Source organism: Methylobacillus sp. DLP286 (assembly GCF_056636515.1).
This window is the reverse complement of record NZ_CM153145.1, coordinates 2,460,848-2,487,166: the sequence shown is the minus strand read 5'-3', so window position 1 is coordinate 2,487,166 and position 26,319 is coordinate 2,460,848. Positions and strand designations below refer to the sequence as shown.

The 26,319-nt window shown below is 59.6% G+C and carries 26 protein-coding genes; 5 read left to right on the top strand and 21 right to left on the bottom strand.

Annotation, left to right across the window (positions count from 1 at the left end; genetic code table 11):
- Nucleotides 1–26: 26 nt before the first annotated feature.
- The 3 genes from ACWXTG_RS11840 to ACWXTG_RS11830 are packed head-to-tail and all read right to left on the bottom strand — an operon-like array spanning nucleotide 27 to nucleotide 3,873.
- A complete protein-coding gene (locus ACWXTG_RS11840; RefSeq protein WP_480220008.1) occupies nucleotides 27–2,195 on the bottom strand; it encodes an esterase/lipase family protein in 2,169 nt (722 codons plus the stop codon).
- Nucleotides 2,196–2,205: 10 nt separating this feature from the next.
- Nucleotides 2,206–3,201: an Lnb N-terminal periplasmic domain-containing protein gene (locus ACWXTG_RS11835; RefSeq protein WP_480220007.1), complete on the bottom strand. Its 996-nt coding sequence runs from the start codon at nucleotides 3,199–3,201 to the stop codon at nucleotides 2,206–2,208.
- Between the two features lie 9 nt (nucleotides 3,202–3,210).
- A complete protein-coding gene (locus ACWXTG_RS11830; RefSeq protein ID WP_480220006.1) occupies nucleotides 3,211–3,873 on the bottom strand; it encodes a TetR/AcrR family transcriptional regulator in 663 nt (220 codons plus the stop codon).
- 169 nt (nucleotides 3,874–4,042) lie between these two features.
- Here ACWXTG_RS11830 and ACWXTG_RS11825 point away from each other — a divergent pair, with 169 nt between their 5' ends.
- The 4 genes from ACWXTG_RS11825 to ACWXTG_RS11810 are packed head-to-tail and all read left to right on the top strand — an operon-like array spanning nucleotide 4,043 to nucleotide 10,529.
- A complete protein-coding gene (locus ACWXTG_RS11825; protein ID WP_480220005.1) occupies nucleotides 4,043–5,527 on the top strand; it encodes an efflux transporter outer membrane subunit in 1,485 nt (494 codons plus the stop codon).
- 14 nt (nucleotides 5,528–5,541) lie between these two features.
- Nucleotides 5,542–6,612 carry an HlyD family secretion protein gene (locus ACWXTG_RS11820; RefSeq protein WP_480220004.1) on the top strand — a complete coding sequence of 357 codons (1,071 nt, stop codon included), beginning with the start codon at nucleotides 5,542–5,544 and terminating at the stop codon, nucleotides 6,610–6,612.
- The gene (gene rbbA / locus ACWXTG_RS11815; RefSeq protein WP_480220003.1) at nucleotides 6,609–9,365 is read left to right on the top strand and encodes a ribosome-associated ATPase/putative transporter RbbA; all 2,757 of its coding nucleotides are present in this window, start codon (nucleotides 6,609–6,611) and stop codon (nucleotides 9,363–9,365) included. The genes ACWXTG_RS11820 and rbbA overlap by 4 nt, the downstream gene beginning before the upstream one ends.
- A 39-nt stretch (nucleotides 9,366–9,404) precedes the next feature.
- The gene (locus ACWXTG_RS11810) at nucleotides 9,405–10,529 is read left to right on the top strand and encodes an ABC transporter permease (RefSeq protein ID WP_480220002.1); all 1,125 of its coding nucleotides are present in this window, start codon (nucleotides 9,405–9,407) and stop codon (nucleotides 10,527–10,529) included.
- Nucleotides 10,530–10,662: 133 nt separating this feature from the next.
- Here ACWXTG_RS11810 and rlmF read toward each other — a convergent pair whose 3' ends face one another.
- From rlmF to ACWXTG_RS11780, 6 genes are read right to left on the bottom strand one after another with little or no spacing between them, the layout of a single operon-like run.
- Entirely contained in the window at nucleotides 10,663–11,652 is a 990-nt protein-coding gene (gene rlmF, locus ACWXTG_RS11805; RefSeq protein ID WP_480220001.1) for a 23S rRNA (adenine(1618)-N(6))-methyltransferase RlmF, read from the bottom strand.
- An 18-nt stretch (nucleotides 11,653–11,670) separates the two neighbouring features.
- Nucleotides 11,671–11,979, bottom strand: coding sequence for a putative quinol monooxygenase (locus ACWXTG_RS11800; RefSeq protein ID WP_480220000.1), 309 nt, complete (start codon nucleotides 11,977–11,979; stop codon nucleotides 11,671–11,673).
- On the bottom strand, nucleotides 11,980–12,573 hold the full coding sequence (locus tag ACWXTG_RS11795; protein ID WP_480219999.1) for a class I SAM-dependent methyltransferase: 594 nt from the start codon (nucleotides 12,571–12,573) through the stop codon (nucleotides 11,980–11,982). It lies immediately after the preceding gene.
- Nucleotides 12,574–12,596: 23 nt separating this feature from the next.
- On the bottom strand, nucleotides 12,597–13,520 hold the full coding sequence (locus ACWXTG_RS11790; protein ID WP_480219998.1) for an alpha/beta hydrolase: 924 nt from the start codon (nucleotides 13,518–13,520) through the stop codon (nucleotides 12,597–12,599).
- A gap of 29 nt (nucleotides 13,521–13,549) precedes the next feature.
- On the bottom strand, nucleotides 13,550–13,855 hold the full coding sequence (locus ACWXTG_RS11785) for a type II toxin-antitoxin system RelE/ParE family toxin (RefSeq protein WP_480219997.1): 306 nt from the start codon (nucleotides 13,853–13,855) through the stop codon (nucleotides 13,550–13,552).
- Nucleotides 13,843–14,100 carry a type II toxin-antitoxin system Phd/YefM family antitoxin gene (locus tag ACWXTG_RS11780; RefSeq protein ID WP_309566918.1) on the bottom strand — a complete coding sequence of 86 codons (258 nt, stop codon included), beginning with the start codon at nucleotides 14,098–14,100 and terminating at the stop codon, nucleotides 13,843–13,845. The genes ACWXTG_RS11785 and ACWXTG_RS11780 overlap by 13 nt, the downstream gene beginning before the upstream one ends.
- A gap of 126 nt (nucleotides 14,101–14,226) precedes the next feature.
- Between ACWXTG_RS11780 and ACWXTG_RS11775 the strand changes: the two genes are divergently transcribed.
- Nucleotides 14,227–14,721 carry an aminoacyl-tRNA deacylase gene (locus ACWXTG_RS11775; protein WP_480219996.1) on the top strand — a complete coding sequence of 165 codons (495 nt, stop codon included), beginning with the start codon at nucleotides 14,227–14,229 and terminating at the stop codon, nucleotides 14,719–14,721.
- A gap of 43 nt (nucleotides 14,722–14,764) precedes the next feature.
- Here ACWXTG_RS11775 and ACWXTG_RS11770 read toward each other — a convergent pair whose 3' ends face one another.
- From ACWXTG_RS11770 to lptB, 12 genes are all read right to left on the bottom strand, one after another.
- Nucleotides 14,765–15,301, bottom strand: coding sequence for a YaeQ family protein (locus ACWXTG_RS11770; RefSeq protein WP_480219995.1), 537 nt, complete (start codon nucleotides 15,299–15,301; stop codon nucleotides 14,765–14,767).
- Nucleotides 15,302–15,561: 260 nt separating this feature from the next.
- Nucleotides 15,562–16,715 (bottom strand): IS3 family transposase gene (locus tag ACWXTG_RS11765; RefSeq protein WP_480219770.1). Its coding sequence is split into 2 segments (ribosomal slippage): nucleotides 15,562–16,481 and nucleotides 16,481–16,715, totalling 1,155 coding nucleotides; the frame shifts between segments, so codons are not numbered across the junction.
- A 146-nt stretch (nucleotides 16,716–16,861) separates the two neighbouring features.
- Nucleotides 16,862–18,901 (bottom strand): M3 family metallopeptidase, encoded by a 2,040-nt coding sequence (locus ACWXTG_RS11760; protein WP_480219994.1) that lies wholly within the window; start codon nucleotides 18,899–18,901, stop codon nucleotides 16,862–16,864.
- A gap of 9 nt (nucleotides 18,902–18,910) precedes the next feature.
- Nucleotides 18,911–19,252: a DUF4870 domain-containing protein gene (locus ACWXTG_RS11755; RefSeq protein WP_309566895.1), complete on the bottom strand. Its 342-nt coding sequence runs from the start codon at nucleotides 19,250–19,252 to the stop codon at nucleotides 18,911–18,913.
- Between the two features lie 47 nt (nucleotides 19,253–19,299).
- The gene (gene ptsP, locus ACWXTG_RS11750; protein ID WP_407997660.1) at nucleotides 19,300–21,039 is read right to left on the bottom strand and encodes a phosphoenolpyruvate--protein phosphotransferase; all 1,740 of its coding nucleotides are present in this window, start codon (nucleotides 21,037–21,039) and stop codon (nucleotides 19,300–19,302) included.
- Nucleotides 21,040–21,083: 44 nt separating this feature from the next.
- Nucleotides 21,084–21,353 carry an HPr family phosphocarrier protein gene (locus ACWXTG_RS11745; RefSeq protein ID WP_309566893.1) on the bottom strand — a complete coding sequence of 90 codons (270 nt, stop codon included), beginning with the start codon at nucleotides 21,351–21,353 and terminating at the stop codon, nucleotides 21,084–21,086.
- Nucleotides 21,346–21,756: a PTS sugar transporter subunit IIA gene (locus ACWXTG_RS11740; RefSeq protein WP_309566892.1), complete on the bottom strand. Its 411-nt coding sequence runs from the start codon at nucleotides 21,754–21,756 to the stop codon at nucleotides 21,346–21,348. Before ACWXTG_RS11740 ends, ACWXTG_RS11745 begins: the two co-directional genes overlap by 8 nt.
- Nucleotides 21,757–21,803: 47 nt before the next feature.
- On the bottom strand, nucleotides 21,804–22,646 hold the full coding sequence (gene rapZ, locus ACWXTG_RS11735; protein ID WP_309566891.1) for an RNase adapter RapZ: 843 nt from the start codon (nucleotides 22,644–22,646) through the stop codon (nucleotides 21,804–21,806).
- A 3-nt stretch (nucleotides 22,647–22,649) separates the two neighbouring features.
- Entirely contained in the window at nucleotides 22,650–23,609 is a 960-nt protein-coding gene (gene hprK, locus ACWXTG_RS11730; protein ID WP_309566890.1) for an HPr(Ser) kinase/phosphatase, read from the bottom strand.
- 109 nt (nucleotides 23,610–23,718) lie between these two features.
- A complete protein-coding gene (hpf, locus tag ACWXTG_RS11725; RefSeq protein ID WP_309566889.1) occupies nucleotides 23,719–24,045 on the bottom strand; it encodes a ribosome hibernation-promoting factor, HPF/YfiA family in 327 nt (108 codons plus the stop codon).
- A gap of 29 nt (nucleotides 24,046–24,074) precedes the next feature.
- Nucleotides 24,075–25,541, bottom strand: coding sequence for an RNA polymerase factor sigma-54 (locus ACWXTG_RS11720; RefSeq protein WP_309566888.1), 1,467 nt, complete (start codon nucleotides 25,539–25,541; stop codon nucleotides 24,075–24,077).
- 19 nt (nucleotides 25,542–25,560) lie between these two features.
- Nucleotides 25,561–26,283, bottom strand: a complete 723-nt coding sequence (gene lptB, locus ACWXTG_RS11715) for an LPS export ABC transporter ATP-binding protein (RefSeq protein ID WP_407997662.1) — start codon at nucleotides 26,281–26,283, stop codon at nucleotides 25,561–25,563.
- Nucleotides 26,284–26,319: the final 36 nt, after the last annotated feature.

Here is a 26,319-nt window from a genome sequence, read left to right as displayed (position 1 = left end):
GTAGGCCTGGTATTCTTAGAGCCTGTTCAATGTCTTTTAATCAGGCACGTTGCCCCGTCAGGGTAATCGAAGCAAGGCGCAAACCGCAGCCGTGCTGATTGCCCGGCGAGGATTTGCAACTCGGCAGCGGCTGCGCTGCCGGGGCAACCCGAAGGGCATGGCTCCAAAACGCGCCCGCTCTGCGTTGCAGTCCTTGGCAAGGCATCAGCATTACCTGCGGACTGCGCCTTGACCGGACACGTTTTGGAGCCATGCGTGCCCGATGAAAAGACATTGAACAGACTCTGTGAAGCGCTTTCAATATCCAGGCGCAGGATACGGCGGATTTCCAGAATGGCCTGCGGCGTCTCCTGCACGCTATGCCAGGAGGGGATCACCAGTTCCGATTGTGCGCCTGCCAAGTGGGCGCTGGCATAAGGCACCACGCCGTCGTCGGAATCATCCAATGCAAGCTTGGGCGTGTAGTTGCCGATGATGGAATGGTAAGGGACGGCCGGCGACACCGGCATGCTGGATGCCAGCCGGACAAAGGTGTCGCGGTCGCTCAGGTTATTGATGCTGTTGGGAATGCGCACGGTCTTGCCTCCGCCTGCACTGCCGCCGCTTTCATTTGCAGGGTTGACGATCAGCACGTCACTGAAGCGCCGCACCATATTGACCGGCAGCGATATCAGGTTGGAAAGCCAGCGGGAAAGGTTGTTTTCCGCAAACGGCGTTCCCCGGTGCGGGGCGGCCACGAAGATGGCGCGCTTGATCTGCGGTACCGGACCGAACCTGAGGTAAGGCCCCAGTCTCTCCTGCGCACGCTCCAGCCTCTGCCCTTGCAACGGATAGTTTGCGAGGAAGGAATCCCACAGCCCTTCGCCGGAAGACGAGATCATAAGGCGCGAAAGCACGCCGCCCATGGAATGTCCGACGGCCACAATATGGTTGGAGGCAAGCGAAGTACCGGCCGGGTCCAGCGTTTCCAGCGCCGTCTGCAACGCGGCGCGGATATGAAAGTTGTTGTAGGCCAGCGGGGCATTGGTCGGGTAATAAACCTGCCACATCTGGTAATGCTGACGCAGCTCCTCGTCGCCCAATACTTCATTGGCCACATTGATCCACGCCTCCGGGCTGCTCGCGAGGCCGTGCAGCATCAGGATGATGCGGCGATTGGGATCGAACGGCTGCATCAGGTAGATGTGCGCGTCGTCAAGGCCCGTGGCACGGCCGAACAAGGTGTTGATCGCCTGCGCCGCAAAGCCGGATCGCGCCAGCCACAATCCGTACCCGGAAGTGAAGTTGGCTGCCAGCGGCACCTGGGTATTGCCCACTTGGATGCTGGCTTGGCGGTATGGGTCGTAGCCGACGATTTCCACTTGCTGCGTATCGAGGATTTCATTGATGGATTCTCCCTTGAATAGGAGAACGACGGAAATAGCCGGATAGGCCGTTTCGCTGAATGGCGCGCTATCCTCCTTGCCCACGACGGGAGGCCTAGTCACCGCGACCAGCTCGGCCCCGAGGCCGTCGCGCCGGTACATATTGCGCAGGCCGGTAAAAGTAAGCGAGGAAGTGGGAATGATTTCTTCCGGTACCGGCTGCCCCTCCGGCAAGCGGATATTTTCCAGTCGGGTCTGCAACTGCCAGTTCCCCACGGACTGCAATGGCTGCCGGTCCTGGCCGCCATGCTTGTGCATCCTGAACAACAGAGTCAACACCTGCTGGGCGGCAAAGTTGTAGTAGTCCCGCACCTGGGTCTGCCTGTCTTCAAAAGCCCGCTCGCTAGGCTGGCGGCTGGTATGGAACAGGTAGGCATAGGCATAACGCGCGCTTTGCAGATAGGCATCCAGCGTGGCGTGCCCGTTGTGCAATGATTGATCGGCTTTTTCGCCATCCAGCGCGGTCTTCAGCCAGAGTTCCGACAATGTCGCCAGGCGCCGTTCGTCGCGCAAGCCTTGCGAGCTGGCAATCGCCTGCTTGCACTCCGTGGCGCTGGCCAAGCAGCTGGACGCATCCAGCCCGACCACGCGTAGACTCTCATCCGTCGCATGGCTCAAGTTGCCCGTGGTCAGGACATCGCCACGGCGCTGGTTGAGATAATCCTTTACTTGCACCGAAGAAACCTTGACGCCTGCGCACCCTTGCAACACAAACGACGCGACTAGCAGGGCGAACAACAGCCTCAAGGAAAGAAAAGATGGCAAACGCATATTTGGCAACTCACTCATGCATATTGTCTCGGATCAAGCGCGAAAAATCAGGGTCCTGGTCTGCCGCCTTGGCCCTATCGGTGATCCTTCCGTTCCGGCGCAATGTATCGAGAGGAAAGCGGGTGTCTAGGCCGCCGATACTGTAAAGGTATTCGGGCAGGTAGCCGGACAGCAACAGGCGGTAATCCATGGGCAGCCCCGGGATGATCTTGCGCACCATTTCATAGACCACCGTGGTGCAGTTGGCGGTCACCGTGTGGTAAAAGCGCGGCTTTGCCGCCAGTTGGTTCGCTTCGCCGGCGTACGCCAGGAATAGCTCGCGCATGGCTTCCTGCGGCATGCTGATGCGGTAGAGGTATACGTCCTCGCCGCGGATATTGGTGCGCACACGCACGATGTCGCGCTCGTCGGCCACAATTAGGCTGGTCTCGAACTGCTTGAAGAAGCCGCCGATTTCGGAAAAGGCTTCATGGCGCTCCTTGCGGATTTCCACCGAAAACACCAGGTAGCGGCCATCGCTGAATCCGAAGGATACCAAGGTGTGGGCAATGGCGGGACCAGTCCAGTAGGAAAGCAGCATATCCACGCTCCGGAGCTGGTCCAGGTCGTAGCGGCGTTGTTCCCATCGCGGCTTATAATCGGTTTCGCTGCGCCAATCGAAATTCCGCACGTGGCTGAATGTGACCACGCCTCCATCCTGAATTGCAGTCGTGGTCTCGGCAACATCGTCGGCCCATTCCCGCTCATTGGAAGGCGTGAAGCTCTGCCACCAGCCGAGCAAGCAGGCAAGAGCAGCAATATAGACAAAGCTCCCGCGCTTCGTGCCATGACGACGCACTGCGATCAGGCTGGCTCCGGCAATGCCTAGCCACCCCGCAATCGCCAGGAGTTTTAACGGCTGGATGGCCGGGAACTGGTAATAGAGCGCAAAAGCGCCCCAAACCACGCTCAATAAAAACACAAAGCCGAGCAGGAAACGGATGGCTAAATGAAAAAATTTGCCCATGAGCGCCAGTTACCGCGCGACAGTATGCGCGTCCAGCCCGGCCAGGATGAAACGCTTGATATGCCGGTGCAATGTAACCGCCTCGCACGATGCGGAGGAAACGCAGTGCTCCAAGGCCTTGGCGTCTGCCATGTACGGAAATGAACACAAGGAAAACATGCTCAGGAAGCATTGGTCCACAATCGCGGAATCGGCGGGCGAACCCACGATCTCGCTCAATATCCGCTTGATGATAGTGACTTTTGGAGAGGCATCCTGGCTAAGATACTCCACGAATTCGGCCGAGGGAGAAATCAGCTCCCTGAAAAACAGACGTATCTGCCAATCCTGCGAGGCCTGCGCCGCCAGGACCGTGTCCAGTATCCGCTCCAGCTTTTCCTTGGCCGGGCGCTGGCTTGCCGCAATTGCCTCCAGCATTTCCAGGCGCAGGATACGCTGCGTCACCTCCGTCAATATCTCACGGTACAGCCCGGCCTTGCTGCCGAAATGGTAGTTCACCGAGCCCACGGTGGCATTGGCGCGCTCGCAGATTTCCTTGCTCGTGGTGTCGCTGTAGCCGCGCTCGGCGAAAATCTCGCCAGCACGCTGCAAAAGCAGCTTGCGCGTGGCAAGTCCGTCGGAGCGGATTTCACGGCCCGCTAACGGTTGGCTTAATTGGGAAGAAGCATTCATGTTGTGCCCGATTAATGGTTGGCCGCTGCACTGAACCAAAATGCAGCCTGGCAAAAACAGTTTCAATTGTAATTGAAACTAGAGTAAAGTAACCATTGTTGAGTTTAGAAATTACTTGTATCAGGGTAGGCAAAAGCTTTCTTGCCCAGGCTAGCGAGATACGACAACAATGAAAACACCCACCCCTTTGCCGCAACCACGGAGCAGGCACCAGCACTGGCAGCTCGCAATTGCCGCCGTATGCCTCGCGCTCGCGGGCTGCAAATCCATGGCGCCCGATTATGAACGGCCTGCCGCGCCGGTGGCGGAACATTTCCTCCAGGCCGGCGCCGACATGGGCACCAATGCCGCCAGCCTGGCCTGGCAGGACTATTTCGCCGACGCCACCTTGCAAGGCCTGATCGGCGACGCGCTGGCGAACAACCGCGACCTACGCAGCGCGATTCAGCGGGTTGAAGGCGCGCGGGCACTGTATGACGTGCAACGGGCAGACTTGTTCCCAGGCCTCAACGCCCAGGGCAGCTTCGCGCGCTCACGCACGCCGGAGGACATGAGCCTGATTGGGCGATCAATGGTCTTAAGCGAATACCGTGCAGGGTTCGGCGTCAGCAACTGGGAACTAGACTTCTGGGGACGCATCCGCAGTCTCAGGGATGCCGCGCTCGAAACCTTCCTCGCCGCCGAGTCTTCGCAGCGCGCCTCCGCCATCTCCCTGGTGGCGCAGGTGGCGAACAGCTACCTCAACCTGCGCGAGCTGGACCAGCGCATCCTGATAGCCGAGAAAACCATAGAAAGCCGCCAGGAATCGGTACGGATTTTCCAGCGCAGGTTCGATGTCGGCTCCACCTCCAAGCTCGACCTGAAGCAGGTGCAGGCGCTGCTCGCCCAGGCGCAAACGCTGCTCTACCAATTACAGCAATCCCGCGCCACCGAGCTCAACGCGCTCACATTGCTAGTGGGCAAGCCCGTCGAGCTGGCCCCGGCGCGACACGCCTTCTCCGAGACGAAGATGCTGTACCAGCTCAAGCCGGGACTGGCATCCGAAGTGCTGACGCAACGCCCGGACATCATCGCCGCGGAACACCTTCTCAAATCGGCCAACGCCAATATAGGCGCGGCGCGCGCGGCGTTCTTCCCGCGCGTCACGCTGACCACCTCGCTCGGCACCGCCAGCCGCGAGTTGAATGGACTGTTCGACGCAGGCAGCCACGCCTGGAGCTTCGCTCCCAGCGTTTCACTGCCGATTTTCGATGGCTGGCGCAACCGCTCCAACCTCGAGTTCGCCGAGGTCAGGCGCGACCTGGCCGTCACCAGCTACGAGCAAACCATCCAGACCGCCTTCCGCGAGGTGGCGGACGCCCTGGCCGCCCAACACGGCATACGACAGCAGCTGGTCAGCCAGCAGGAGATGGTGGATGCCCAGGCGGAACGCGCCCGCCTTGCTAAGCTGCGCTACGACCATGGCGCCACTTCATATTTCGAAGTGCTGGACGCCGAGCGCAGCCTGCTGGACGTTGAACAGCAACTGGTGCAAATGCAGCGCGCCCTCTTCTCCAGCCAGGTCAGCCTCTATGCCGCGCTGGGCGGCGGATCGCAATCCATTGCCGCATCCTCGCTCCCAATCAAACCCATCAGCCGGCAGCCCGCCAATTGAACGGATCACGCCATATGAACCCAAAAATCAAGAAATTCGCCCCGCTCGTGATCATTGCCGCATTGGCCGCCGCCGGCTTTTATGCTTGGCAAGCCATGAACAGCAATAACAACACCGAAGGCCTCGCCAGCGGCAACGGCCGGATAGAAGCCATAGAAATCGATGTCGCCACCAAGCTGGCAGGCCGCGTCGACGAGATTCTGGTCAACGAGGGCGATTTCGTCGAGAAGGGACAACCGCTTGCCAACATGCAGGTACAAGTGCTGGATGCGCAGCGCGATGAAGCGCGCGCGCAGCACCAGCAGGCGCTCAACAGCGTAATTGTTGCCCAGACACAGGTGGTGCTAAGGGAGAGTGACAAGCGCGCCACCCAAGCAGTGGTGACACAGCGCGAAAGCGAGCTCGACGCCGCCCAGCGCCGCCTGGCGCGCTCCGAGACGCTCTCGGCTGAAGGCGCTTCCTCCATCCAGGAACTGGACGACGACCGTGCCAGGGTGCGCAGTGCACAGGCCGCCGTCGAGGCCGCCAAGGCGCAAGTCGCCGCATCACAGGCCGCCATCGATGCGGCCAAGGCACAGGTGATAGGCGCCAGCTCGACCGTGGCAGCGGCGGAAGCCACCATCGCCCGCATCGAGGCCGACATTACCGATAGCCAACTCACCTCGCCCCGGGCTGGCCGCGTGCAGTATCGCGTGGCGCAGCCGGGCGAAGTGCTCGCTGGCGGCGGCAAGGTGCTCAACCTGGTCGACCTCTCGGACGTCTACATGACCTTCTTCCTGCCCGAAGCCGCCGCAGGCAAGCTGGCGATGGGCGCGGAGGCGCGCATCATCCTCGATGCCGCGCCGCAGTACGTCATCCCCGCCACGATTTCCTTCGTCGCCAGCACCGCGCAATTCACGCCCAAGACGGTGGAAACCGAGAGCGAGCGGCAAAAGCTGATGTTCCGCGTCAAGGCGCAGATAGACCGCGAGCTGCTGCAAAAGCACCTGAAACTGGTCAAGACCGGCCTGCCCGGCGTGGCCTGGGTCAAGGTGGACAACCAGGCGGAATGGCCGGCTGAACTGGCGGTGAAAGTACCGGAGTGAGCGACACCCGGCAGCAGACGGCGCCTGTGGTCCGCTTGCAGGATGTCAGCCTGCATTACGGCAAGATCGCGGCACTGGACGGCATCAGCCTGGATATCCCGGCAGGATGCATGGTGGGCATGATAGGCCCGGACGGCGTCGGCAAGTCCAGCCTGCTGTCACTGGTGGCGGGCGCAAGGGCGGTGCAGGCGGGCAAGGTAGAGGCGCTGGGCGGCGATATGTCCAGCAAGCAGCACCGCGACGACGTCTGCCCGCGCATCGCCTACATGCCGCAAGGCCTGGGCAAGAACCTCTACCCGACATTGTCGGTGGAGGAAAACCTGCAGTTCTTCGGCCGCCTGTTCGGCCATAATGCGCAGGAACGCAGGCGGCGCATCGACGACCTCACGCGCAGCACCGGCCTGCAGAAATTCCTCGACCGACCGGCGGGCAAGCTTTCCGGCGGCATGAAGCAGAAGCTGGGCCTGTGCTGCGCGCTGATTCACGACCCGGACCTGCTGATCCTTGACGAGCCCACCACCGGCGTCGACCCGCTCGCCCGCGCCCAGTTCTGGGACCTGATCGAGCGCATCCGCCAGGAAAGAAACAGCATGAGCGTCATCGTCGCCACGGCCTACATGGATGAGGCGCAGCGCTTCGACTGGCTGGTGGCGATGGACGACGGCCAGGTGTTGGCGACCGGCACGCCGCAGGAACTGCTTGAACGCACGGGCTCCGCTTCCCTCGAAACCGCGTTCATCGCGCTGCTGCCCGAGGAAAAGAAGCAAGGCCACCAGGAAGTCACGATTCCGCCGTTGCCCGAGGGCGACGGCAGCGACGCGGACATCGCCATCGAGGCCAAGGACCTCACCATGCGCTTCGGCGATTTCGTCGCCGTCGACCACGTCAGCTTCCGCATCCGCCGCGGCGAGATTTTCGGCTTTCTCGGCTCCAACGGCTGCGGCAAGTCCACCACCATGAAGATGCTCACCGGCCTGCTGCCTGCCAGCGAAGGGCAGGCCTGGCTGTTCGGACACGAGATCGACTCCAGGGATATCGACACCCGCCGCCGCGTCGGCTACATGTCGCAGGCGTTTTCGCTCTACACCGAGCTGACCGTGCGGCAGAACCTGGTACTGCATGCCCGCCTGTTCCACGTGCCGGAAGCGGACATTCCCGCCCGCGTGGATGAAATGGTGCAGCGCTTCGACCTGGAAGAAGCGCTCGACAGCCTGCCGGACGGCTTGCCGCTCGGCATCCGCCAGCGTCTGTCGCTGGCCGTCGCCATGGTGCACAAGCCCGAGCTGCTGATCCTCGACGAGCCGACCTCCGGCGTCGACCCAGTCGCCCGCGACAACTTCTGGCGCCTGCTGATTGAGCTATCACGCCGCGACCGGGTCACGATCTTCATCTCCACCCACTTCATGAACGAGGCCGAGCGCTGTGACCGCATGTCCTTGATGCATGCGGGCAAGGTGCTGGTCAGCGACACACCTGCCAACATCGTCGCGCAACGCAACGCCGATACGCTGGAGCAGGCCTTTATCGACTACCTGGTGGAAGCAGGCGGCGGCACCGATCCCTCCACTCAGCAAGCCAGCAATACAACGCCAGATATTACGCAAGGCAGCCACCAGGCTCCGCATCGGTTTTTCAGCATCAACCGCATGTTCAGCTACCTCTGGCGCGAAATGCTGGAGCTGCAGCGTGACCCGGTACGCGGCGGCCTCGCCCTGGCGGGCTCGATGCTGCTCATGTTCGTCATGGGCTTCGGCATCAGCATGGATGTCGAGGACCTGACCTATGCGGTGCTGGACCGCGACCAGACCACGCTGAGCCAGAACTATGCGCTCAACCTTTCCGGCTCGCGCTACTTCATCGAGCAGCCGCCGATCCGCGACTACCAGGAACTGGACCAGCGCATGCGCAGCGGCGAACTGTCCCTCGCCATCGAGATACCGCCCGGGTTCGCCCGCGACGTGCAGCGCGGCAGCCGGGCCGAAATCGGCGCCTGGGTGAACGGCGCCATGCCGCAGCGCGCCGAGACGGTGCAGGGCTATGTGCAAGGCATGCACCAGCAATGGCTGCAGCAACAGGCGCAGGAGCGGCTGGGCGTTACGGTCGCGAGCGCGGCGACCATAGAGACGCGCTACCGCTACAACCCCGACGTGCGCAGCCTGCCCGCGATGGTGCCTGCGGTGATCCCGCTGCTGCTGCTCATGCTGCCCGCCATGCTGTCCGCCCTGTCCGTGGTGCGCGAGAAGGAGTTGGGCTCCATCATCAACCTCTACGTGACGCCGGTGACGCGCACCGAGTTTCTGCTCGGCAAGCAATTGCCCTATGTCGCGCTCGCCATGCTGAATTTCCTGCTGATGGTATTGCTCGCCGTGACCGTGTTCGACGTGCCGGTCAAGGGCAGCTTCGCCACGCTGGCGCTGGCGGCCTTCCTCTATTGCATCGTGGCCACCGGCATCGGCCTGCTCGCCTCCACCTTCACCCGCAGCCAGATTGCCGCGCTGTTTTTCACCATGATCGCCTCCATCGTCCCGGCAGTGCAGTTCGCCGGCATGCTCAACCCGGTATCGTCGCTGGAAGGCGCCGGCCGCATCGTCGGCGAGATCTACCCGACGACCTATATGCTGATCATCACGCGCGGCGTGTTCAGCAAGGCGCTGGATTTCTCCGACCTGCACGCATCGTTCTGGCCGCTGTTGGTCGCCATTCCCGTGGTCCTGGTGACGACCATCCTCCTGCTGAAGAAACAGGATAAATGACATGAGATGCCGCCCGACTCCATTCGAGAACATTGCCCCATGCGCCATCTAGCCAACATCTACCGGCTGGGTGTCAAAGAGCTCTGGAGCCTGATCCGCGACCCGATCATGCTGGTGCTGATCGGCTACACCTTCACGCTCATGATCTACAGCTCGGCCACCGCGGTGCCGGAAACCCTGCACAAAGCCCCGATCGCTATCGTCGACGAGGACGCCTCGCCCTTGTCCGCGCGCATCATCTCCGCGTTCTACCCGCCGCACTTTTCCACGCCGCCGCTGATCACGCAAAGCCAGATCGACCCGGGCATGGATGCCGGCGACTACACGTTCGCCCTGCATATCCCGCCCGATTTCCAGCGCGACGTGCTGGCCGGCAAATCGCCCGCGCTGCAGCTCAACGTCGACGCCACCCGCATGTCGCAGGCCTTTTCCGGCAACCGCTATATCCAGGAAATCGTGCTCACCGAGGTCAACGAATTCGTGCAACGCTACCGCAGCGCAACCGAACTCCCGGTCGAGCTGGCGCTGCGCATGCGCTTCAACCCCAGCCTGATCCAGGCATGGTTCGGCGCCATGAACGAAATCATCAACAACATCACCATGCTCTCCATCATCCTCACCGGCGCGGCGCTGATCCGCGAGCGCGAGCATGGCACCATCGAACACTTATTGGTCATGCCGGTCACGCCGACCGAGATCATGCTGGCCAAGGTCTGGTCCATGGCGCTGGTGGTGCTGGTGGCCTCGACTTGCTCCTTGGTGTTCGTCGTCGAAGGCTTGCTGCAGGTGCCCATCCAGGGCTCGATCGGCCTGTTCCTGCTCGGGGCCACCCTGCACCTGTTCGCCACTACCTCGATGGGCATCTTCATGGCGACGCTGGCGCGCAACATGCCGCAGTTCGGCATGCTGATGATCCTGACCCTGCTGCCGTTGCAAATGCTTTCCGGTGGCCTCACGCCGCGCGAAAGCATGCCGGAATTCGTGCAGAACATCATGCTGCTGGCGCCGACCACCCACTTCGTGGAACTGGGCCAAGCGATACTATTCCGCGGCTCCGGGCTGGATGTGGTGTGGGGCTCCTTCCTGGCGCTGCTGCTGATCGGCACCGTGCTGTTCATCGTCTCGCTGACGCGTTTCCGCAATACGATCAGCCGCATGGCTTAGAACGGCTAACAAAACTCAGCGAAGCGTTCCTGGCTAGGCGCTCTGCCGCAGGCAGTACAATGAGTACGACAAGGCAGGGCAACAACGCCAGGAGAGTTTTATTAGCCGTTCTAGTAAATTATGGTGACACCGTCTACCAATGCTCGCGGTTCCATGCGCGCTGGCTGGCTTTGTCGTGAAACGTCCAGGCAACGAAACGGCTTTTCTTCTGCCCTTGCGCCATCTCGATTGTCTTCACCTTGCAAGCACCCGCCGCCCTCAGGCTGCGGTATACCGCCGGCAACGTCGCGACCTTGGATACCAGCGTGGTAAACCACAGGCATTGCGCGCCAATCGCTGCGCTCTCCTTGACCATGCGGCTGATGAACGCCTCTTCGCCGCCTTCGCAATACAGCTCGGCGGCCTGTCCGCCAAAATTGAGCTTATTGCCTGCCCTGGCTGGTTTCATGCCTTTGTCCGCGGGCTTGCCGCGGCTGCGCTCCAGGTTATGCCACTTGCGCTGCGTCCCCGCCATGGCTGCCGCCTGGGATGCATGGAACGGCGGATTGCACATGGTCAGGTCGAAACGCTCATTTCCTTGCACCACCCCGGAGAAAACCGCCCCTGCATTGGGCTGCAAGCGCAATTCGACCGCCCCGGCAAGGCTGGGATTGGCGGCCACGATCCCTTGCGCATTTTCCAGCGCCTCGGCATTGATGTCGGTGCCGACGAAATGCCAGCCGTACTCCCTTTGCCCGACGATGGGATACACCAGGTTGGCGCCTGTGCCGATATCCATCACCCTGACGTTACCGCCATACGGAATGTTCCCATCATTGCCTGCGGCCAGCAGGTCCGCCAGGCAATGCACGTAATCCGCCCGGCCGGGAACCGGCGGACAAAGGAATTGCGGCGGGATGTCCCATTCCGCAATGCCGTAATAATGCTTGAGCAAGGCCTGGTTCAGGGTCTTGACCGCCTGCGCGTCGGCAAAGTCGATGCTGGCATCCTGATATTGATTAAGCCTGACAAATGCTGCCAGGGCAGGATGGGCTTCGACCAGCAACGCAAAATTGTAGCGCTGGCGGTGCCGGTTACGCGGATGCAGGCCGGATTTCTCGTCCGGGACGGAACGCTGGCTCATAGGCTGGTTATGGACGCGCTATCTTGCGAACGCATCCATGAGCAGGAATATCCCTTCCTGCCGCCGGTATTGGTTGATGGCCGGCACCAGCCGTCGGAAATGCTCGGTCTGGCAATGAATGTCCAACGCCGCCTGGTCAGGCCACTCCTCTACAAAAATGAAATGCCCAGGGTCTTTCTGGTCGGTGAACAGGTCGTACGCAATGCATAACGGTTCCTGCCGGGTCTTCTCGACCAGCTCCGCATACAGCGGCGCTACCACGTCAATGTATTCCAGCTTGATAAAATCCTCGGCGATCACCTTCAACATGGCAACTTGTTCTTTCATCTATATGGTTGGCTTGACTGCTATCGCCTGCACCACCGAGGCCAGTCCGGTATGGTAAGCGCCCTCCACCACCTCGCGTTCCACTTCTTGCAGCCAATCGAAGCTGAATCCATGCAATGCGTGGCTCAGTATAGCTTGCGTCATCATGGCGTCCGCGTCCTTGCCGCCGCCGGTGCCGTACTCCAACTGCTCCGGCGTATAGGCCTCCAGCAGGAATACCCCGCCGGGCTTCAGCCCCTTGACGATCTTGGGGAAGACGACGGCCTTCAAGCCCGACGGCATGGGACAGAAAATCGAGACGATGCCGTCCCATTGCTGCTCGCCGAAGTCGAAACTGGCGAGGTCGGCATGGATGCATTCAATCGCGACGCCATTCTCCCTGGCGAGCTTCCTCGCCTTTTCCAGCCCGACGGCGGAACCGTCCATCGCCGTCACGGCATATCCCTGCCTGGCAAGGAATACCGCATTGCGCCCCTCCCCCTCGGCAATGCTCAGTACCTTGCCCTGGGGAATGGCGCGGAAATGCGCCGCGAGGAAAGTATTCGCGGTCTTGCCGTAGGCATAAGCCTCGGTATCGTATCGTTCGTCCCACATAGTGGTGTGCTCCAGCGTTATTGCTAATCCAGCTTGCCGCCCTGGCGGATGAACTTAGCCAGTATCGCAATCAACTCCGGCATGACAGGCAGCTCTGGCTGGGTGTAGGTATTCCAGTTCTGCGCCCTGTCCGGCACGGACTTCTTGAAAATGTGGTTCATGCCATCAATCGAAACCACTGTCGCCCTTTGGTTAGCAGCTCCCAATAACCATGCATCCTCTTCCTCCACCTGGATATCCGCCGTCCCCTGCACCACCAGCACCGGCATCTTCAACTTGGCGATCTCCTTGGCGGGATCGTACTTGAACCACGAAATCAGGTACGGCTGCACGCTGGGCCGGAACAATGCCTGCAGGGCGGGATTCACCAGGTCTGCCGTCTTGCCCTGCTTCAGCCTCTCGATCACAGGCAACGCCATGGACTGTATCTCGGCAGGCTGGGTAGCCAATTGCATCTGCAGCAATTGGTCAGCGGGCCGGCCCGGGCCGGCAATGGAAACGAAGTTCGCCACCTTGGCCTGCCGCGCAGCCAGCATGCCGAGCAGCGACCCCTCGCTGTGGCCGATCACGGTCACATTGCCGAAGCGCTTGTCCCGCGCAAGCCATTTCACCCAGTCCCGCGCATCGGCGGCATATTGCTCAAAACGCAAATCCTCTTCCCTGGGCGCGGCACTCATGCTCCGGCCCACGCCGCGCTTGTCGTAGCGCAAACTCGCAATCCCGTATTGCGCCAACGCGCCGGATAGCTGCAATAAGGCATTGTGATGCAGGCCGGGCTGGTTGCCGTTCCTGTCTGTCGGGCCAGACCCTGCCACCAGGAGAACCACCGGCATGCCGCGTTTCGCCTCGGGCACCAGCAATGTTCCCTCGAGAACGCCGTTGGCGGTTTGCAATTGCACGACGGCCTCTTCCACGGCTGCATGTGCAACGCCCTGCATGAAAACCATCAGCCACGCCGCCATCAACAAGCACCAATTCATTCCTGATGCTCCAGCCAATATTGGCGCAATTGCCTTTCTTCGCGCATGACGTGCAAAATCAAGACCGTACCACGCTCTTGGCGGTAAAAAACCCGGCAAGGCGGGCATACGACTTCACGATAGACCGAATCGGGCAATTCAGGCGGCACCCGGCCAGACTGGGGAAACTGCGCCAGCTTCTCTGCGCTGTCGAATACATTCCCTACCAGCTTGCGTGCCGCGTCAGGTTTATCCAGCGCAATATATTCGGCAATTTCATCCAGTTGATCCAATGCCGGAGACGTCCAGATTATTTCAGCCATTTTTGCATACGGTCCCTGGCTTGCTCGTGCGTCAAAGTGCGTTGCTCAAGCACGGCCCGCTCACCCTTGGCCAGCGCCTCCAGCAATGCCAGCCTGCGTTGCATGAACTCGTAATCCTGCACATCCACCAGATACGCAGACGGCTGCCCATGCTCCGTGATCAGCACCGCTTCCTTCGACGCATGCAAATCTGCGAGAATCTTGGTAGCCTGGCGTTTCAGGTTGGTCACCAATTCGACTTTCATTCCAAGATCTCCAACATTAAAAGTATCACTATAGTATCACTTGTTAAGCAGCAAGAAGCGATTCAATTCACGTGGCATCAACAGTATGATCTAAGCTGGATATTCATTTTATTGCCAAGGCACCCAATGACTACAACATTTACCTCTCCCGTCACCAACCTCCTGAACGCCCAGTCCGTCCCGTTCACTGTCATTGAAATCCCGCTAAGTGAAGACAAGAAACCGGTGCGCAACCTGGAAGAACTATTGGAAGGCCAGGGGCTGGACCCTAAATCGGTGGTGCGCAGCGTGCTGTTCCGCACCGGCTCGGACCAGTTCATCCTGCTCGCCGTTGCTGGCGGCGGCCGTGCCGACTGGGCGATCCTCCGCAACCACCTCAACGAGCGCAAACTGCGCATGGCGGAATATGACGAAGTGCCCGAGGCGACCGGCTATGTCGTCGGCGCCGTGCCGCCGGTCGCCCTGCCAGAGGGGCTCAAGGTGTTGGTGGACAACAGCGTGAAGGATTATGAAACCGTGGTGATAGGCAGCGGCGTGCTGGGTTACGCCCTGGCGCTGAAAGGGGCGGATTTGCTGAAAGTGTTGGACGATGCGGAACAGGGCAGCTTTGCCAAGGCATGACTGATTAAGGACGCAATTGCAGACGGATGAAAAGTGGAGATGGCTACTTCCACTTGTCGCACTGCAATTCCACACTGCGCTCGCCGTCGCTCAGCCAGACCTGGCCGTCCTGGATCGTGCACTGCAATTGCATGGTGCGCTGCGCCAACTCTGCCAGTGCTTGTGTCTGTTCCTGCGGCAAGTTGAACACGCTCAGATTCCTGAGCCGCGCAAACGCATTGCTGTTCTGCTCGAACCACATCTCCGCCGTGCGTCCGCCATAGGCATAGACCAGCACTTCATCCGCGCGCCCGCAGGCTTTTCGGATCAACCTTTCATCCGGCAATCCCACATCAATCCACTGCTCGATCTTGCCTGTGAGATCCTTGCGCCAGATATCCGCTTCATCATCGTCCGTCATGCCCTGGCCAAACGCCAGCAGCTCGTGCGCTTGCAATGCAAACGCGAGCAAGCGCACCATCATGCGTTCATCCGTCTCGGAAGGATGACGCGCCAACGTCAACGCATGGTCATGGTAATAATGCCGCTCCATGTCCGCGATCTGCAGAGTGGCTTTAAATATTGTAGATTTGAGCGCCATGCACAACCCTGCCAAAAATAAGGAACAGAGCTTAACGCAAATCCACTCACTATTGCTATATCGATGTACCAATCAGGTTAAACGTCGAACGGCCAGACCGCTGGCTTGCTTTTTGTATCACCCGGTAAGATTGCATCCAGATTTTCTGTGATTCAGAGAAAGACGTGCTTCTGATCAAAGTGGCCATTTCTGCCTTATTATTGACATTCAACTTGTCATAAATCACACGCAGATAATACCGGACTGAATCGGCCAGTCTTTTATAGACAGTTTGTTGCCTCAGAAAAGTATTGCCGTTCGTAGTTTACTGGGGAAAGGTTCGCGGCGTGACTATGCCGACGAATCGGGTTGTAGAACATTTCGATGTAGTCAAAGATATCCTGGCGTGCCAGCTCCCTGGTGGGATAAATTCTGCGCCTGATGCGTTCGCGCTTGAGCAACTGAAAAAAGCTTTCTGCGACAGCGTTGTCATGGCAGTTTCCGCGTCGGCTCATGCTGGGTTGTAAATTATGGGAAGCCAGAAAGGCGGCCCATTCGTAGCTGGTAAATTGGCTCCCCTGGTCAGAATGCACCATCACGCTTTGTTTGGGTTTGCGCCGCCAGACCGCTGCCAATAATGCTTGTAGAACCACGTCTTTACTCATGCGGGCATCCATCGACCATCCGACTACCTGGCGCGAGAACAGGTCGACAACCACAGCCAGATAGAGCCAGCCTTCATGCGTGCGGATGTAGGTAATATCAGTTACCCATGCGATATTGGGCGCGGCCACATTAAATTGACGGTCCAGGATGTTGGCCGCCACGTTATGCACGGCACCACTATGGAATCCGGGACGGCGACGATAGCCAACCTGGGCACGCCAGCCACGGCTACGCATCAACCGCGCGACACGATGCCGGCTACAGGATTCTCCCAGGGCCAGCAAGTCGTGGTGCACTTTACGATACCCGTACACTCGGCCACTCTCAAGCCAGGAGGGCTTCATCAGCTCCAGCAAGCGCAGGTCTTCATGATGGCGCTGGCTATAGGGATTGCGCCTCCAGGCGTAATAGCCGCTGGGGTGAACCTCGAGCACTTTACAGAGCCTGCGCACGGGATATTGAGTCGCATATTGCTCAATGAACGCGTACTTTATCCGGACTCCTTGGCAAAGTACGCGGCGGCTTTTTTTAATATGTCGCGCTCTTCGGTCAGACGTTTTACCTCAGCACGCAGGCGTCGAAGCTCAGCGGCCTCACTGCAATCTTGCTCACGCTGCGGTGCCGACTTGCTGTACCGCTTGACCCATGCATACAGGCTGTGGGTCGATACACCAAGCCGCTTGGCCACATCGGCCACCGGACGCTGGTGCTCGGTGATTTGTTTCACCGCTTCGAGTTTGAATTCTTCTGTAAATCGGACCGTGCTCATAATGCTCTCCTCTGTGAGTATTATGAGGCTAAAAAGTGTCTATTAAACTCTGGCCGATTCATACTACTAGGTCCACGGTAAATTAGCATTTTTTTCGCTCCAGCTTGTAAGGCGCAATACCCATTAGGCATTGCGCCATAAACATATTAAACCGTCATCCCGTTGTGCCGCAGCAAAGCATCAATGCTCGGCTCCCTGCCCCTGAACGCGATGAACGATTCCAGCGCAGGGCGTGAGCCGCCTTGCGCCAGTATCTCGTTCCAGAAGCGCTTGCCGGTTTCCGCGGAAAGCACGCCGTTTTCCTCGAACATGCTGTAGGCATCGGCAGAAAGCACTTCCGCCCATTTGTAGCTGTAATAGCCGGCCGCATAGCCGCCCGCGAAGATGTGCGAGAAGTTGTTGGGGAAGCGATTCCACTTGGGCGGACGCACCACGGCGACTTCGTCGCGAATGGCCTCAATGAGCGTGAGCGCGGTGGTGGTGTCGTATTCGCTGAAATCGGAATGCAGGCGCATGTCGAACAGGGAGAACTCGATTTGGCGCACGGTCTGCATGCCGGCCTGGAAGTTCTTGGCGGCGACCATCTTATCGAAGAGTGCTTTTGGCAAGTGTTCGCCGGTATCGACGTGCTTGGTCATGTGGCGCAGCACGTCCCACTCCCAGCAGAAGTTTTCCATGAACTGGCTGGGCAGTTCCACGGCATCCCATTCCACGCCCTTGATGCCTGACACGCCGTAATCCTCGACGCGGGTCAGCATATGGTGCAGGCCGTGGCCAAACTCGTGGAACATGGTGATAACTTCGTCATGCGTGAATAGGGCGGGTTTGCCGCCGACCGGCGCGGAGAAGTTGCAGGTGAGGTAGGCCACGGGAATTTCGACGCCGTGGTTCTTCCTGCGGCGGGTGATGGCTTCGTCCATCCAGGCGCCGCCGCGCTTGTTGTTGCGCGCGTAGAGGTCGAGGTAGAACTGACCGACCGGCTCGCCTGCCGGGGTAGTGATTTCGTAGAAACTGACGTCCTTGTGCCAGACCGGCGCTTGCTTCTTGCGCACCTGCAGGCCGAAGATGGTCTCGGTGACCTTGAACAGGCCTTGCAGCACTTGCTGTTCGGGGAAGTATTGCTTCACTTCCTGGTCGGAGAACGCGTACTTTTCCTCGCGCAGTTTCTCGGAGGCGTAGGCGATATCCCAGGCTTGCAGCTCGGGCAAGCCCAGTTTCTCGGCGGCATATTGATTGAGTTCCTGCATGTCGCGCTCGGCGAAGGGCTTGGCGCGCTTGGCGAGGTTGTTGAGGAACTCTTCCACCTGGGCCGGGGTTTCCGCCATCTTGGTGGCGAGCGAGGTTTCGGCATAGTTGCTGTAGCCCAGCAACACGGCGGCCTCATGGCGCAGCGTGAGGAGTTTGCTGATGATCCCGGTGTTGTCCCACTCCGGCTTGCCGAACTCTGAGGCGCGGGTCGCGTAGGCACGGTAGAGCGTCTCGCGCAGCTCGCGGTTGTCGCCGTATTGCAGCACCGGCATGTAGGAAGGGAAGTGCAGGGTGAATTTCCAGCCGGTTTTTTCATCGGCCTTGGCGGCTTCGGCCGCAGCCTGCAAGACGTCTTGCGGGATGCCTTTCAATTGGGCTTCGTCCTCGATGAACAAGGCGTAGTCGTTGGTGGTGTCGAGCAGGTTTTCCTCGAACTTGGCGGCCAGGGTGGAAAGCTCTTCCTGAATCGCCTTGAAGCGCGCCTTTTTGTCTTCAGGCAATTCAGCGCCGCCGAGGCGGAAATCGCGCAGTTCGTTATCGACAATCTTGCGCTGGGCGGTGTTGAGCTTGCCGTAATCGGCGCTGGCACGCAAGGCGCGGAATTTGGCGTACAGGCGCTCATCCTGCGAGAGGTCGGCATAGAACGCGGTCAGCTTGGGCAGGTTCTCGTTGTAGGCTTCGCGCAGTTCGGGGCTGTTGACGACGGCATTGAGGTGGCCGACTTGCGACCAGGCGCGCGAGATCTGCTCTTCGAAATCTTCCAGCGGCCGCACGAAGCTTTCCCAGGTAGGCGGCGCGGCTTCCGCCACCAGCGTTTCGACCAGTGCCTTGCCCTTTTCCAGCAAGTGGTCTACGGCGGGGGTGACGTGCTCGGCCTTGACTTGGTCGAATTGGGGCAGGCTGGAAAAATCCAGCAATGGGTTGTTGGCAATGCTCACTTGGAATCCTTAACTAATCAATCGCAATGTAAACGGGTAGCGGTATTCCTGCCCCTGGCTCGCGGCAATGGCGGCCAGCACGCACAGGATGAGGTTGGCGATCCAGAGGATGCCAGCCAGTACGAAACCGACGAGTATCACCATCAATATGGAGCTGATGGCATACCCTATCAAGAGGGTGATCTGGAAATTCAGCGCTTCGCGCGCTTGCTCGCCGATAAAGGGGCTGCTGTCCTTTTTCAGCAGCCAGACGAAAAGTGCAGGAAACAGGCTGAACACCGTGCCCGCCAGATGGGTGACCACGGCGATGTTCTTTTCGTCCGCGCTGGGAACTGGAATCAGGTTGCTCATGGTGGAATTCCCCTCAGAAATGAATGGCCGAAACAGCAGTATATGGACTACTGATTGAGTTTTTCCAGCAAAGGTTCGATCTTGTCCATATCGTAGGCGTTCATGATCTTGCGTGCCAGCGCGGCAATGGCCTGCAGCTCGGTCTGCAGCACCTGGCGCTTGATGGTCAGCACGTGCGACGGGTGCATGGAGAACTGGCGCAAGCCCATGCTGAGCAATAGCCGCGTGAAATGGATGTCGCCCGCCATTTCGCCGCACACCGATACCGGCTTGCCCAGCTTGTTGCCGGCCTTGATCGTCATCTCGATCAGCTTGAGCACGGCGGGATGCGAAGGCTTGTAGAGATGCGATACCGAGTCGTCGGTACGGTCGATTGCCAATGAATACTGGATCAGGTCATTGGTGCCTATGGAGAGGAAATCCAGTTCGCGCGCAAAAGCCTCGGCATTGATAGCCGCTGCGGGAATCTCGATCATGCCGCCCAGCTTGATCCCTTCGTCGAACGGGACGTTTTCCGCGCGCAGGCTTTCCTTGGCGCGTTCCAGCAAGATGGTCGTCTGCCTCAATTCCAGCAGCGACGACAGCATGGGAATCAGGATCTTGATCTTGCCGTAATGCGATGCGCGCAGGATGGCGCGCAACTGGGTATGGAAAATCTGCGGTTCGGACAGGCAGAGGCGGATGGCGCGCAAACCCAGCGCGGGATTGGTGCAGCTGCGCGCGGCATCCGGGTTCATCTGCTTGTCGGCGCCCAGGTCGAGGGTGCGGATCGTCACCGGCATGCCCTTCATCATTTCCGCCACCGTGCGATAGGCCGCGAACTGTTCTTCCTCGTCCGGCATCTCGCGCTGGTTCATGAATAGGAACTCGGTTCTGTAAAGACCAATGCCGGTAGCGCCCACTGCCTTGGCCTTGGCGACGTCGGAAGGCACTTCGATGTTGGCGTGCAGCTCGACTTCAACCCCGTCCAGGGTCACCGCCTTGGTCAGCTTGAGGCGCTTGAGCTTTTGCTGCTCCAGCTCCCATTCCTCCTGGCGCAGGCGGTATTCGGCCAGGGTATCCTTATCCGGGTTGACGATGACGATGCCATGGTTGCCGTCGACGATGATGAGCTCGCCGTCGCGGATCAAGTCGCGAGCGCGGTGCAGCGCCACAATCGACGGGATGCTCAGGCTACGCGCGAGAATGGCGGTATGCGAGGTCGCGCCGCCCACGTCGGTAATGAACGCGGCAAACTGGTGGTGCTTGAACTGGATGGCGTCGGCAGGCGACACGTCGTATGCCACGAGTATCTGCGCGCTTTCGTCCGGGCGCACCGACTCGCTGGGATGCCCAAGCAAGACCTTAATGATGCGCTCCACCACCTGCACCACGTCCTGCTTGCGCTCGCGCAGGTATTCGTCCTCGATCAGCTCGAATTGCGCCACCAGCTCGTGCATCTGCTGCTTCAATGCCCATTCGGCATTGCACAGCTCCTGCTCGATGATGGCCTTGGGCTCTTCCGACAAGTGCTTGTCGGCCAGGATCATCAAGTGCGTGTTGATGAAGGCCGCCAGCTCGGCCGGCGCGTTGGCCGGCAACTGCTCGCGCACCGCTTCCAGGTCGTGCCTGACACGCTCCAGCGCTTGTTCGAAGCGGATGATTTCAGCGACCAGCGCCTTTTTCGGGATCTGGTAATGCACCACCTCGACCAGGGCGTTGGTGACGAGGTGGGCGTTGCCGATGGCGATGCCGCCCGACACGCCGACGCCGTGCATGGAGAAACTGACCTTGCTGCTCTGGGCCATGGAAGGTTATTCCTGAGGGGGGAGGAAAAACATGGTCGGGACGGTTATTCCGGCTCGCCGAAACGGTCGTTGATGAGTTTCACGAGGGCATCCATGGCGGCCTGCTCGTCGCTGCCGTTGGTTTCGAGCGTCACTTTGCTCCCCTTGCTTGCCGCCAGCATCATCACGCCCATGATGCTCTTGGCGTTGACCCGCCTACCGTTGCGCTCGATCCAGATTTCGCAGGCATGCTGGCTGGCAGTCTGCGTGAGCTTGGTCGATGCGCGGGCGTGCAAGCCCAGTTTGTTGATGATTTCTATTTCTTGTTTAATCATGATGCTTACATGCGTCCTTGGAAAAATGTACCACCCCGTCACGCCCGCCGCTGATGGATTTCTCCACCAGGGTCATGATGCCGTTGCCCTGCCGGTAGGTGAGCGCCCGCACCAGCATGGGCAGGTTGACCCCGGCTACGCCCTCGACATGGCCCGGGATCAGCAACTTCGTCACTAGGTTGCAGGGCGTGGCCCCGTAGATATCGGAAAGTATCAGCACCCCCTGCCCCTCGTCCAGCTCCCTGATCATTTGTTGGGCCTGCGGCAGCAGCCCGCCCGGGTCGTCATGCGTGCCGACGCCGAGCTGCCTCAATAACGGCGGGCGCGAGCCCATGACGTGGCTTGCACAGTGAATCAGGCTTTCGCCCAGCGTTCCGTGGGCAATGATGAGTATACCTATCATGCTTTGTATCCCGTATCCTCAGGAGCTCTCCGGCTGGCGACGCCAGCCTAGTTTTTCTCCAGTGACCTATGCCGTACCAGCACGCGGTATTGCTGGTGACGGAAATGCGCGGCCAGGCGCTCTGCGAAATAGACCGAACGGTGCTGGCCGCCCGTGCAGCCGATCGCCACGGTCAGGTAGCTGCGGTTGTCGGCAATGAAGCTGGGTAGCCAGCGCTCGATAAAACCACGGATATCGTCGTACATGCCGTGCACGCTGTCGTGACATTCGAGAAAGTCACATACAGGCTTGTCTTGCCCCGTCTGCGGCCTGAGCTCCAGATCATAATAGGGGTTGGGCAGGCAACGCACGTCAAACACGTAATCCGCGTCCAGCGGAATGCCATGCTTGAAGCCGAATGAAGAGAACAGCAGGATCAGTTCGCCGTTCTTCTGCGTCACGAATTCCTTGACCCAGTTGCGCAAGGCGTTGGCGCTGAGGCTGCTGGTATCGATGCGCAACCCCAGGTCCACCAACGGCTCCAGCAAATGGCGCTCGTGGCTGATGCTTTCCGCCAGGGTGCTGGTATCGCTGCTCAATGGATGGCGGCGGCGCGTTTCGCTGTAGCGCTTGACCAGGGTCTCGACATTGGCCTCCAAGAAAAGCACCTGTACTTCGATACCCTCGCCCTTGAGCTTGCGGATGTTGCCGGGCAGCGCCTCGAGCGAGGCGCTGCGGGTATCGATGCTGATCGCCACCCGTTCGTGGTTGCCCTGGCTCAGGTGCTCCGAAGCCTGGGGCAGCAAGGTGGCAGGCAGGTTGTCGATGCAATAGTAGCCGCTGTCCTCCAGCATCTTGAGTACGATGCTCTTGCCTGAACCCGAAAGACCGGTCACGATCACAAGCTGCATGGCCTATTCCGCCTCTGGCTTGAGTTTCCGGGAAGTACGCGCCATTTCTCGGTGCTGGCGCTGCATGAACTGCTTAGTGCCGTTGATGCCGCGCAGCAGCAGCATGTGGTTGCGCACGGCCACCTCCACCAGCACGGCGATATTGCGCCCGGCGGCCACCGGGATCACGACCTTGGGAATTTTGACCTCAAGGATTTTTTCATGCTGGGATTTGATCTTGAGCCGGTCCAGCGGCACCATGGTATCGGCCATTTCCAGTTGCACGATCAAGTCGAGCGGCTTGGTCGGCTTGACGGCGTTGTCGCCGAACAAGGCGCGGATATTGAGTACGCCCAATCCACGCACCTCGAGGAAATCCTGCAGCAACGGCGGGCAACGCCCTTCGAGCCGGTCAGGGGCGATACGGTAGAAATCGACGATATCATCCGCCACCAGGCGGTGCCCACGCGAGATCAGCTCCAGCGCCAGCTCGCTCTTGCCGATCGCCGGGGTGCCCTTGATCATGAGGCCGAAGCCCTGCACTTCCATGAACACGCCGTGCAGGCTTTCCGATACCGCCACGGCCTGGGCAAGATAGTGGCTCAATACATCCATGAGGCCGGGGCTGCGCAACGGGGAGGTAAACAATGGGGTGCTGAACTCGTCGGAGGCGGCCACCAGTTCGTCCGGCGCTTCTTCGCCATTGGCCACGATGATGGCCGCCAAGTCGGCTGAGAACAGGTTTTTGATGGCCTGGAACAATTCTCGCGCCTTGAGGCTGCGCAAATAATCCATCTCTGCGCACCCCAGCACCTGCACGCGGTTGGGATGCACGAAATTCAGATGACCAACCAGCGCCAGGGACGGCTTGGTCACGGTTTCACTGGTCAGGGGGTTATCGCCGCCGGCTAACCCTGCTACCCATTTCAGCTTGAGCTTGCGGCGCGTATCCTTGTAAAGCTGGGTAACACTGATTTCAGCCATGTGTGCTTAATACCTTGGGAATGAACAAGCGGAAGGATATGCTGCAAGAGCGCCAAATCCATGCATGAAAAACAGACTTGGCACTCTTTTGCAGCATTTCACGAGGAGGTTACTCGACCGCCTGGTGCTTCAGACCTCCGGATGCCTGGTTGTGGTTGCTGACTTTTTCCTTATGCTTCACTACCTGGCGGTCCAGCTTGTCCGCCAGCGAGTCAATCGCGCTGTACATGCTTTCCGCCCCGCATTCCGCGTGCAGGTCGTTGCCCGGCACATGCAAGGTGGCTTCCGCCTTTTGCACCAGTTTCTCCACGCTCAGCGTGACCTTGAGGTCAATCACATGGTCAAAGTGATTGCTGAGTCGGGCCAGCTTGGACTGCACATATTCGCGCAGGGCTGGGGTAACGTCGAGGTGATGTCCTGTCAGGTGCAAATTCATAACGCTCTCCTTACTTGAAAACGCGCAAATCAAAGCGACTTGCGCTGGTTGGCCGCGGGTATCTGTAGAGACTCGCGGTATTTCGCTATGGTTCTTCTTGCAACAACTATGCCTTGTTTGCCAAGGATGTCGGTAATCTGGTTGTCAGACAGCGGCTTCTTCGGGTTTTCCTCGCTCACCATCTGCTTGATCAACGCGCGGATCGCCGTGGCGGAGCAAGCACCGCCAGACTCCGTCGCAACATGGCTGCCGAAGAAATACTTCAACTCGTACACGCCGCGCGGTGTGAGCATGTACTTCCTCGTCGTCACGCGCGACACGGTGGATTCATGCAGGCCCAACTCGTCGGCGATCTCGCGCAGCACCAGCGGACGCATGGCGACTTCGCCATGCTCGAAGAAGTTGCGCTGCCTGTCCACAATCGCCTGCGACACGCGCAGGATGGTGGAAAAACGCTGCTGGATGTTCTTGATCATCCATTTCGCTTCCTGCATCTGGCTCATGAGGTATTGACTGGAGCTATCGCGATTACGTTTCAGGATGCCGGCATAAAGCTGGTTGATGCGCAGCTTGGGCACCACTTCGTCATTGAGGCTGGCGATCCAAATACCCTTGACCTTCTTCACCACGATTTCGTGCTGGATGTAATGATCCGAGGTGATATGGCTGAACTCGCCGCCCGGGCGCGGGTTGAGCTGGGTCACCAGCTGCTGCACCGTTTTCAGGACGTCGTCGTCGCAATGTAGCAGCTTGCGCAGGCGCGTGTAATCGCGGCTCGCCAGCAAAGGCAAGTGTTGCTCTGCAACCTTGATCGCCAGATCAACAAAAGGCGTTTCTGCGGGCAGGGCGCGCAGTTGCAATGCCAAGCACTCCGCAAGGTTGCGGGCGCCAATACCAGGGGGATCCAGGTTCTGGATATGCTTGAGCGCGGTTTCGAGTTCGAGCAGGTCGATTTCGAGCTCTTCCGGCAGCAGCTCGGCCAGTTCTTCCAGCGACTGCTCGAGGTAGCCGTCGTCGTTGATGGCGTCCACCAGCACCATCGCCAGGGTCTGGTCGCGCTCGGACAGCGGCAACAGCTTGATCTGACTCAACAGGTGCTCGCGCAGGGTGAGGTTGACCGCTTCCTGGAAGCTGAAGTCGTTGTCGTCGTCATTGTTGGCGCCGCCTTCCTCCCAGCGGTTGCTGCCCTGGAAAGATTCGAAGTAGTCGTCCCCGCCGCCGAATTCGTCAACGCGCGGCAACTCCTCGCTGGCTGGCGCAGGCGCCTCGCTGGCGGGGGCGGCGACTGCGGCATCCGGAGCAGGGCTGTAGCTTTCGGACATTTCGGCAGCGCCGTCCGGGCCGTCTACGCGCTCCAGCAAGGGGTTGGCCTGCAGCAGCGACTCCAGCTCCTGGTTGAGTTCCTGTGAAGACAGCTGCAACAGCTTGATCGACTGCTGCAACTGCGGCGTCAATGCCAGGTTTTGGGAAAATTTTAGCTGTAGGCTTTGTTTCATCTCTCTAATTCTGCGTTGACTACAGGCGGAAATCCTTGCCCAAGTAAACTTCTCTTACACTTTCGTTATGTATGATCTCGCTGGGCTTCCCCGATGCGAATACGCGGCCTTCATTCACGATGTAGGCGCGATCGCATATGCCCAATGTTTCACGGACATTATGGTCCGTGATCAGCACCCCGATATTGCGCTCGGTCAGGAAACGTACGATCTTCTGGATGTCCAGCACGGCAATCGGGTCGATCCCGGCAAACGGCTCGTCCAGCAGGATGAAGCTGGGGTTGGTCGCCAGACATCGGGCGATTTCCACCCGGCGGCGCTCGCCGCCGGACAGGCTCACCGCCATGCTGTTGCGTATATGGGTGATATGGAGCTCCTGCAGCAGGGATTCAAGCTGTTCCTTCTGCTGCTCGGCCGTCATGTTCTGCAATTCAAGGATAGCCTGGATGTTTTCCGTGACGGTCATCTTGCGGAAGATCGACGGCTCCTGCGGCAGATAGGCCAGGCCCATGCGCGCGCGCTGGTGGATGGGCATCCGGCTCAGGTCCTTGCCGTCCAGCAATATGCGTCCGCCATCGAGTGGCACCAGGCCCACCATCATGTAGAAACTAGTGGTCTTGCCCGCGCCGTTCGGCCCGAGCAGCCCGACCACCTCGCCGCTGTTGAGCTGCAGGGAAATATCCTGCACCACGGTGCGCGACTTGTATTTCTTGCGTAAGCTTTCTACGATCAATTCACTCATTTATGCAATATCTATCGATGCCGTCTCTATAAAGCG

Bases quoted from the DNA above. Each gene is read 5' to 3' on its own strand.
- ACWXTG_RS11745 (WP_309566893.1), bottom strand. From the start codon at position 21,353: ATGATTAAACAAGAAATAGAAATCATCAACAAACTGGGCTTGCACGCC.
- ACWXTG_RS11755 (WP_309566895.1), bottom strand. From the start codon at position 19,252: ATGAGCAACCTGATTCCAGTTCCCAGCGCGGACGAAAAGAACATCGCC.
- hprK (WP_309566890.1), bottom strand. From the start codon at position 23,609: ATGGCTGAAATCAGTGTTACCCAGCTTTACAAGGATACGCGCCGCAAG.
- ACWXTG_RS11820 (WP_480220004.1), top strand. From the start codon at position 5,542: ATGAACCCAAAAATCAAGAAATTCGCCCCGCTCGTGATCATTGCCGCA.
- ACWXTG_RS11740 (WP_309566892.1), bottom strand. From the start codon at position 21,756: ATGATAGGTATACTCATCATTGCCCACGGAACGCTGGGCGAAAGCCTG.
- ACWXTG_RS11790 (WP_480219998.1), bottom strand. From the start codon at position 13,520: ATGGTTTTCATGCAGGGCGTTGCACATGCAGCCGTGGAAGAGGCCGTC.
- rapZ (WP_309566891.1), bottom strand. From the start codon at position 22,646: ATGCAGCTTGTGATCGTGACCGGTCTTTCGGGTTCAGGCAAGAGCATC.
- hpf (WP_309566889.1), bottom strand. From the start codon at position 24,045: ATGAATTTGCACCTGACAGGACATCACCTCGACGTTACCCCAGCCCTG.
- ACWXTG_RS11830 (WP_480220006.1), bottom strand. From the start codon at position 3,873: ATGAATGCTTCTTCCCAATTAAGCCAACCGTTAGCGGGCCGTGAAATC.
- ACWXTG_RS11775 (WP_480219996.1), top strand. From the start codon at position 14,227: ATGACTACAACATTTACCTCTCCCGTCACCAACCTCCTGAACGCCCAG.
- ACWXTG_RS11810 (WP_480220002.1), top strand. From the start codon at position 9,405: ATGCGCCATCTAGCCAACATCTACCGGCTGGGTGTCAAAGAGCTCTGG.
- ACWXTG_RS11840 (WP_480220008.1), bottom strand. From the start codon at position 2,195: ATGCGTTTGCCATCTTTTCTTTCCTTGAGGCTGTTGTTCGCCCTGCTA.
- ptsP (WP_407997660.1), bottom strand. From the start codon at position 21,039: ATGGCCCAGAGCAGCAAGGTCAGTTTCTCCATGCACGGCGTCGGCGTG.
- ACWXTG_RS11770 (WP_480219995.1), bottom strand. From the start codon at position 15,301: ATGGCGCTCAAATCTACAATATTTAAAGCCACTCTGCAGATCGCGGAC.
- lptB (WP_407997662.1), bottom strand. From the start codon at position 26,283: ATGAGTGAATTGATCGTAGAAAGCTTACGCAAGAAATACAAGTCGCGC.
- rlmF (WP_480220001.1), bottom strand. From the start codon at position 11,652: ATGAGCCAGCGTTCCGTCCCGGACGAGAAATCCGGCCTGCATCCGCGT.
- ACWXTG_RS11800 (WP_480220000.1), bottom strand. From the start codon at position 11,979: ATGAAAGAACAAGTTGCCATGTTGAAGGTGATCGCCGAGGATTTTATC.
- ACWXTG_RS11825 (WP_480220005.1), top strand. From the start codon at position 4,043: ATGAAAACACCCACCCCTTTGCCGCAACCACGGAGCAGGCACCAGCAC.
- ACWXTG_RS11720 (WP_309566888.1), bottom strand. From the start codon at position 25,541: ATGAAACAAAGCCTACAGCTAAAATTTTCCCAAAACCTGGCATTGACG.
- ACWXTG_RS11835 (WP_480220007.1), bottom strand. From the start codon at position 3,201: ATGGGCAAATTTTTTCATTTAGCCATCCGTTTCCTGCTCGGCTTTGTG.
- ACWXTG_RS11780 (WP_309566918.1), bottom strand. From the start codon at position 14,100: ATGAAAGTCGAATTGGTGACCAACCTGAAACGCCAGGCTACCAAGATT.
- ACWXTG_RS11795 (WP_480219999.1), bottom strand. From the start codon at position 12,573: ATGTGGGACGAACGATACGATACCGAGGCTTATGCCTACGGCAAGACC.
- ACWXTG_RS11785 (WP_480219997.1), bottom strand. From the start codon at position 13,855: ATGGCTGAAATAATCTGGACGTCTCCGGCATTGGATCAACTGGATGAA.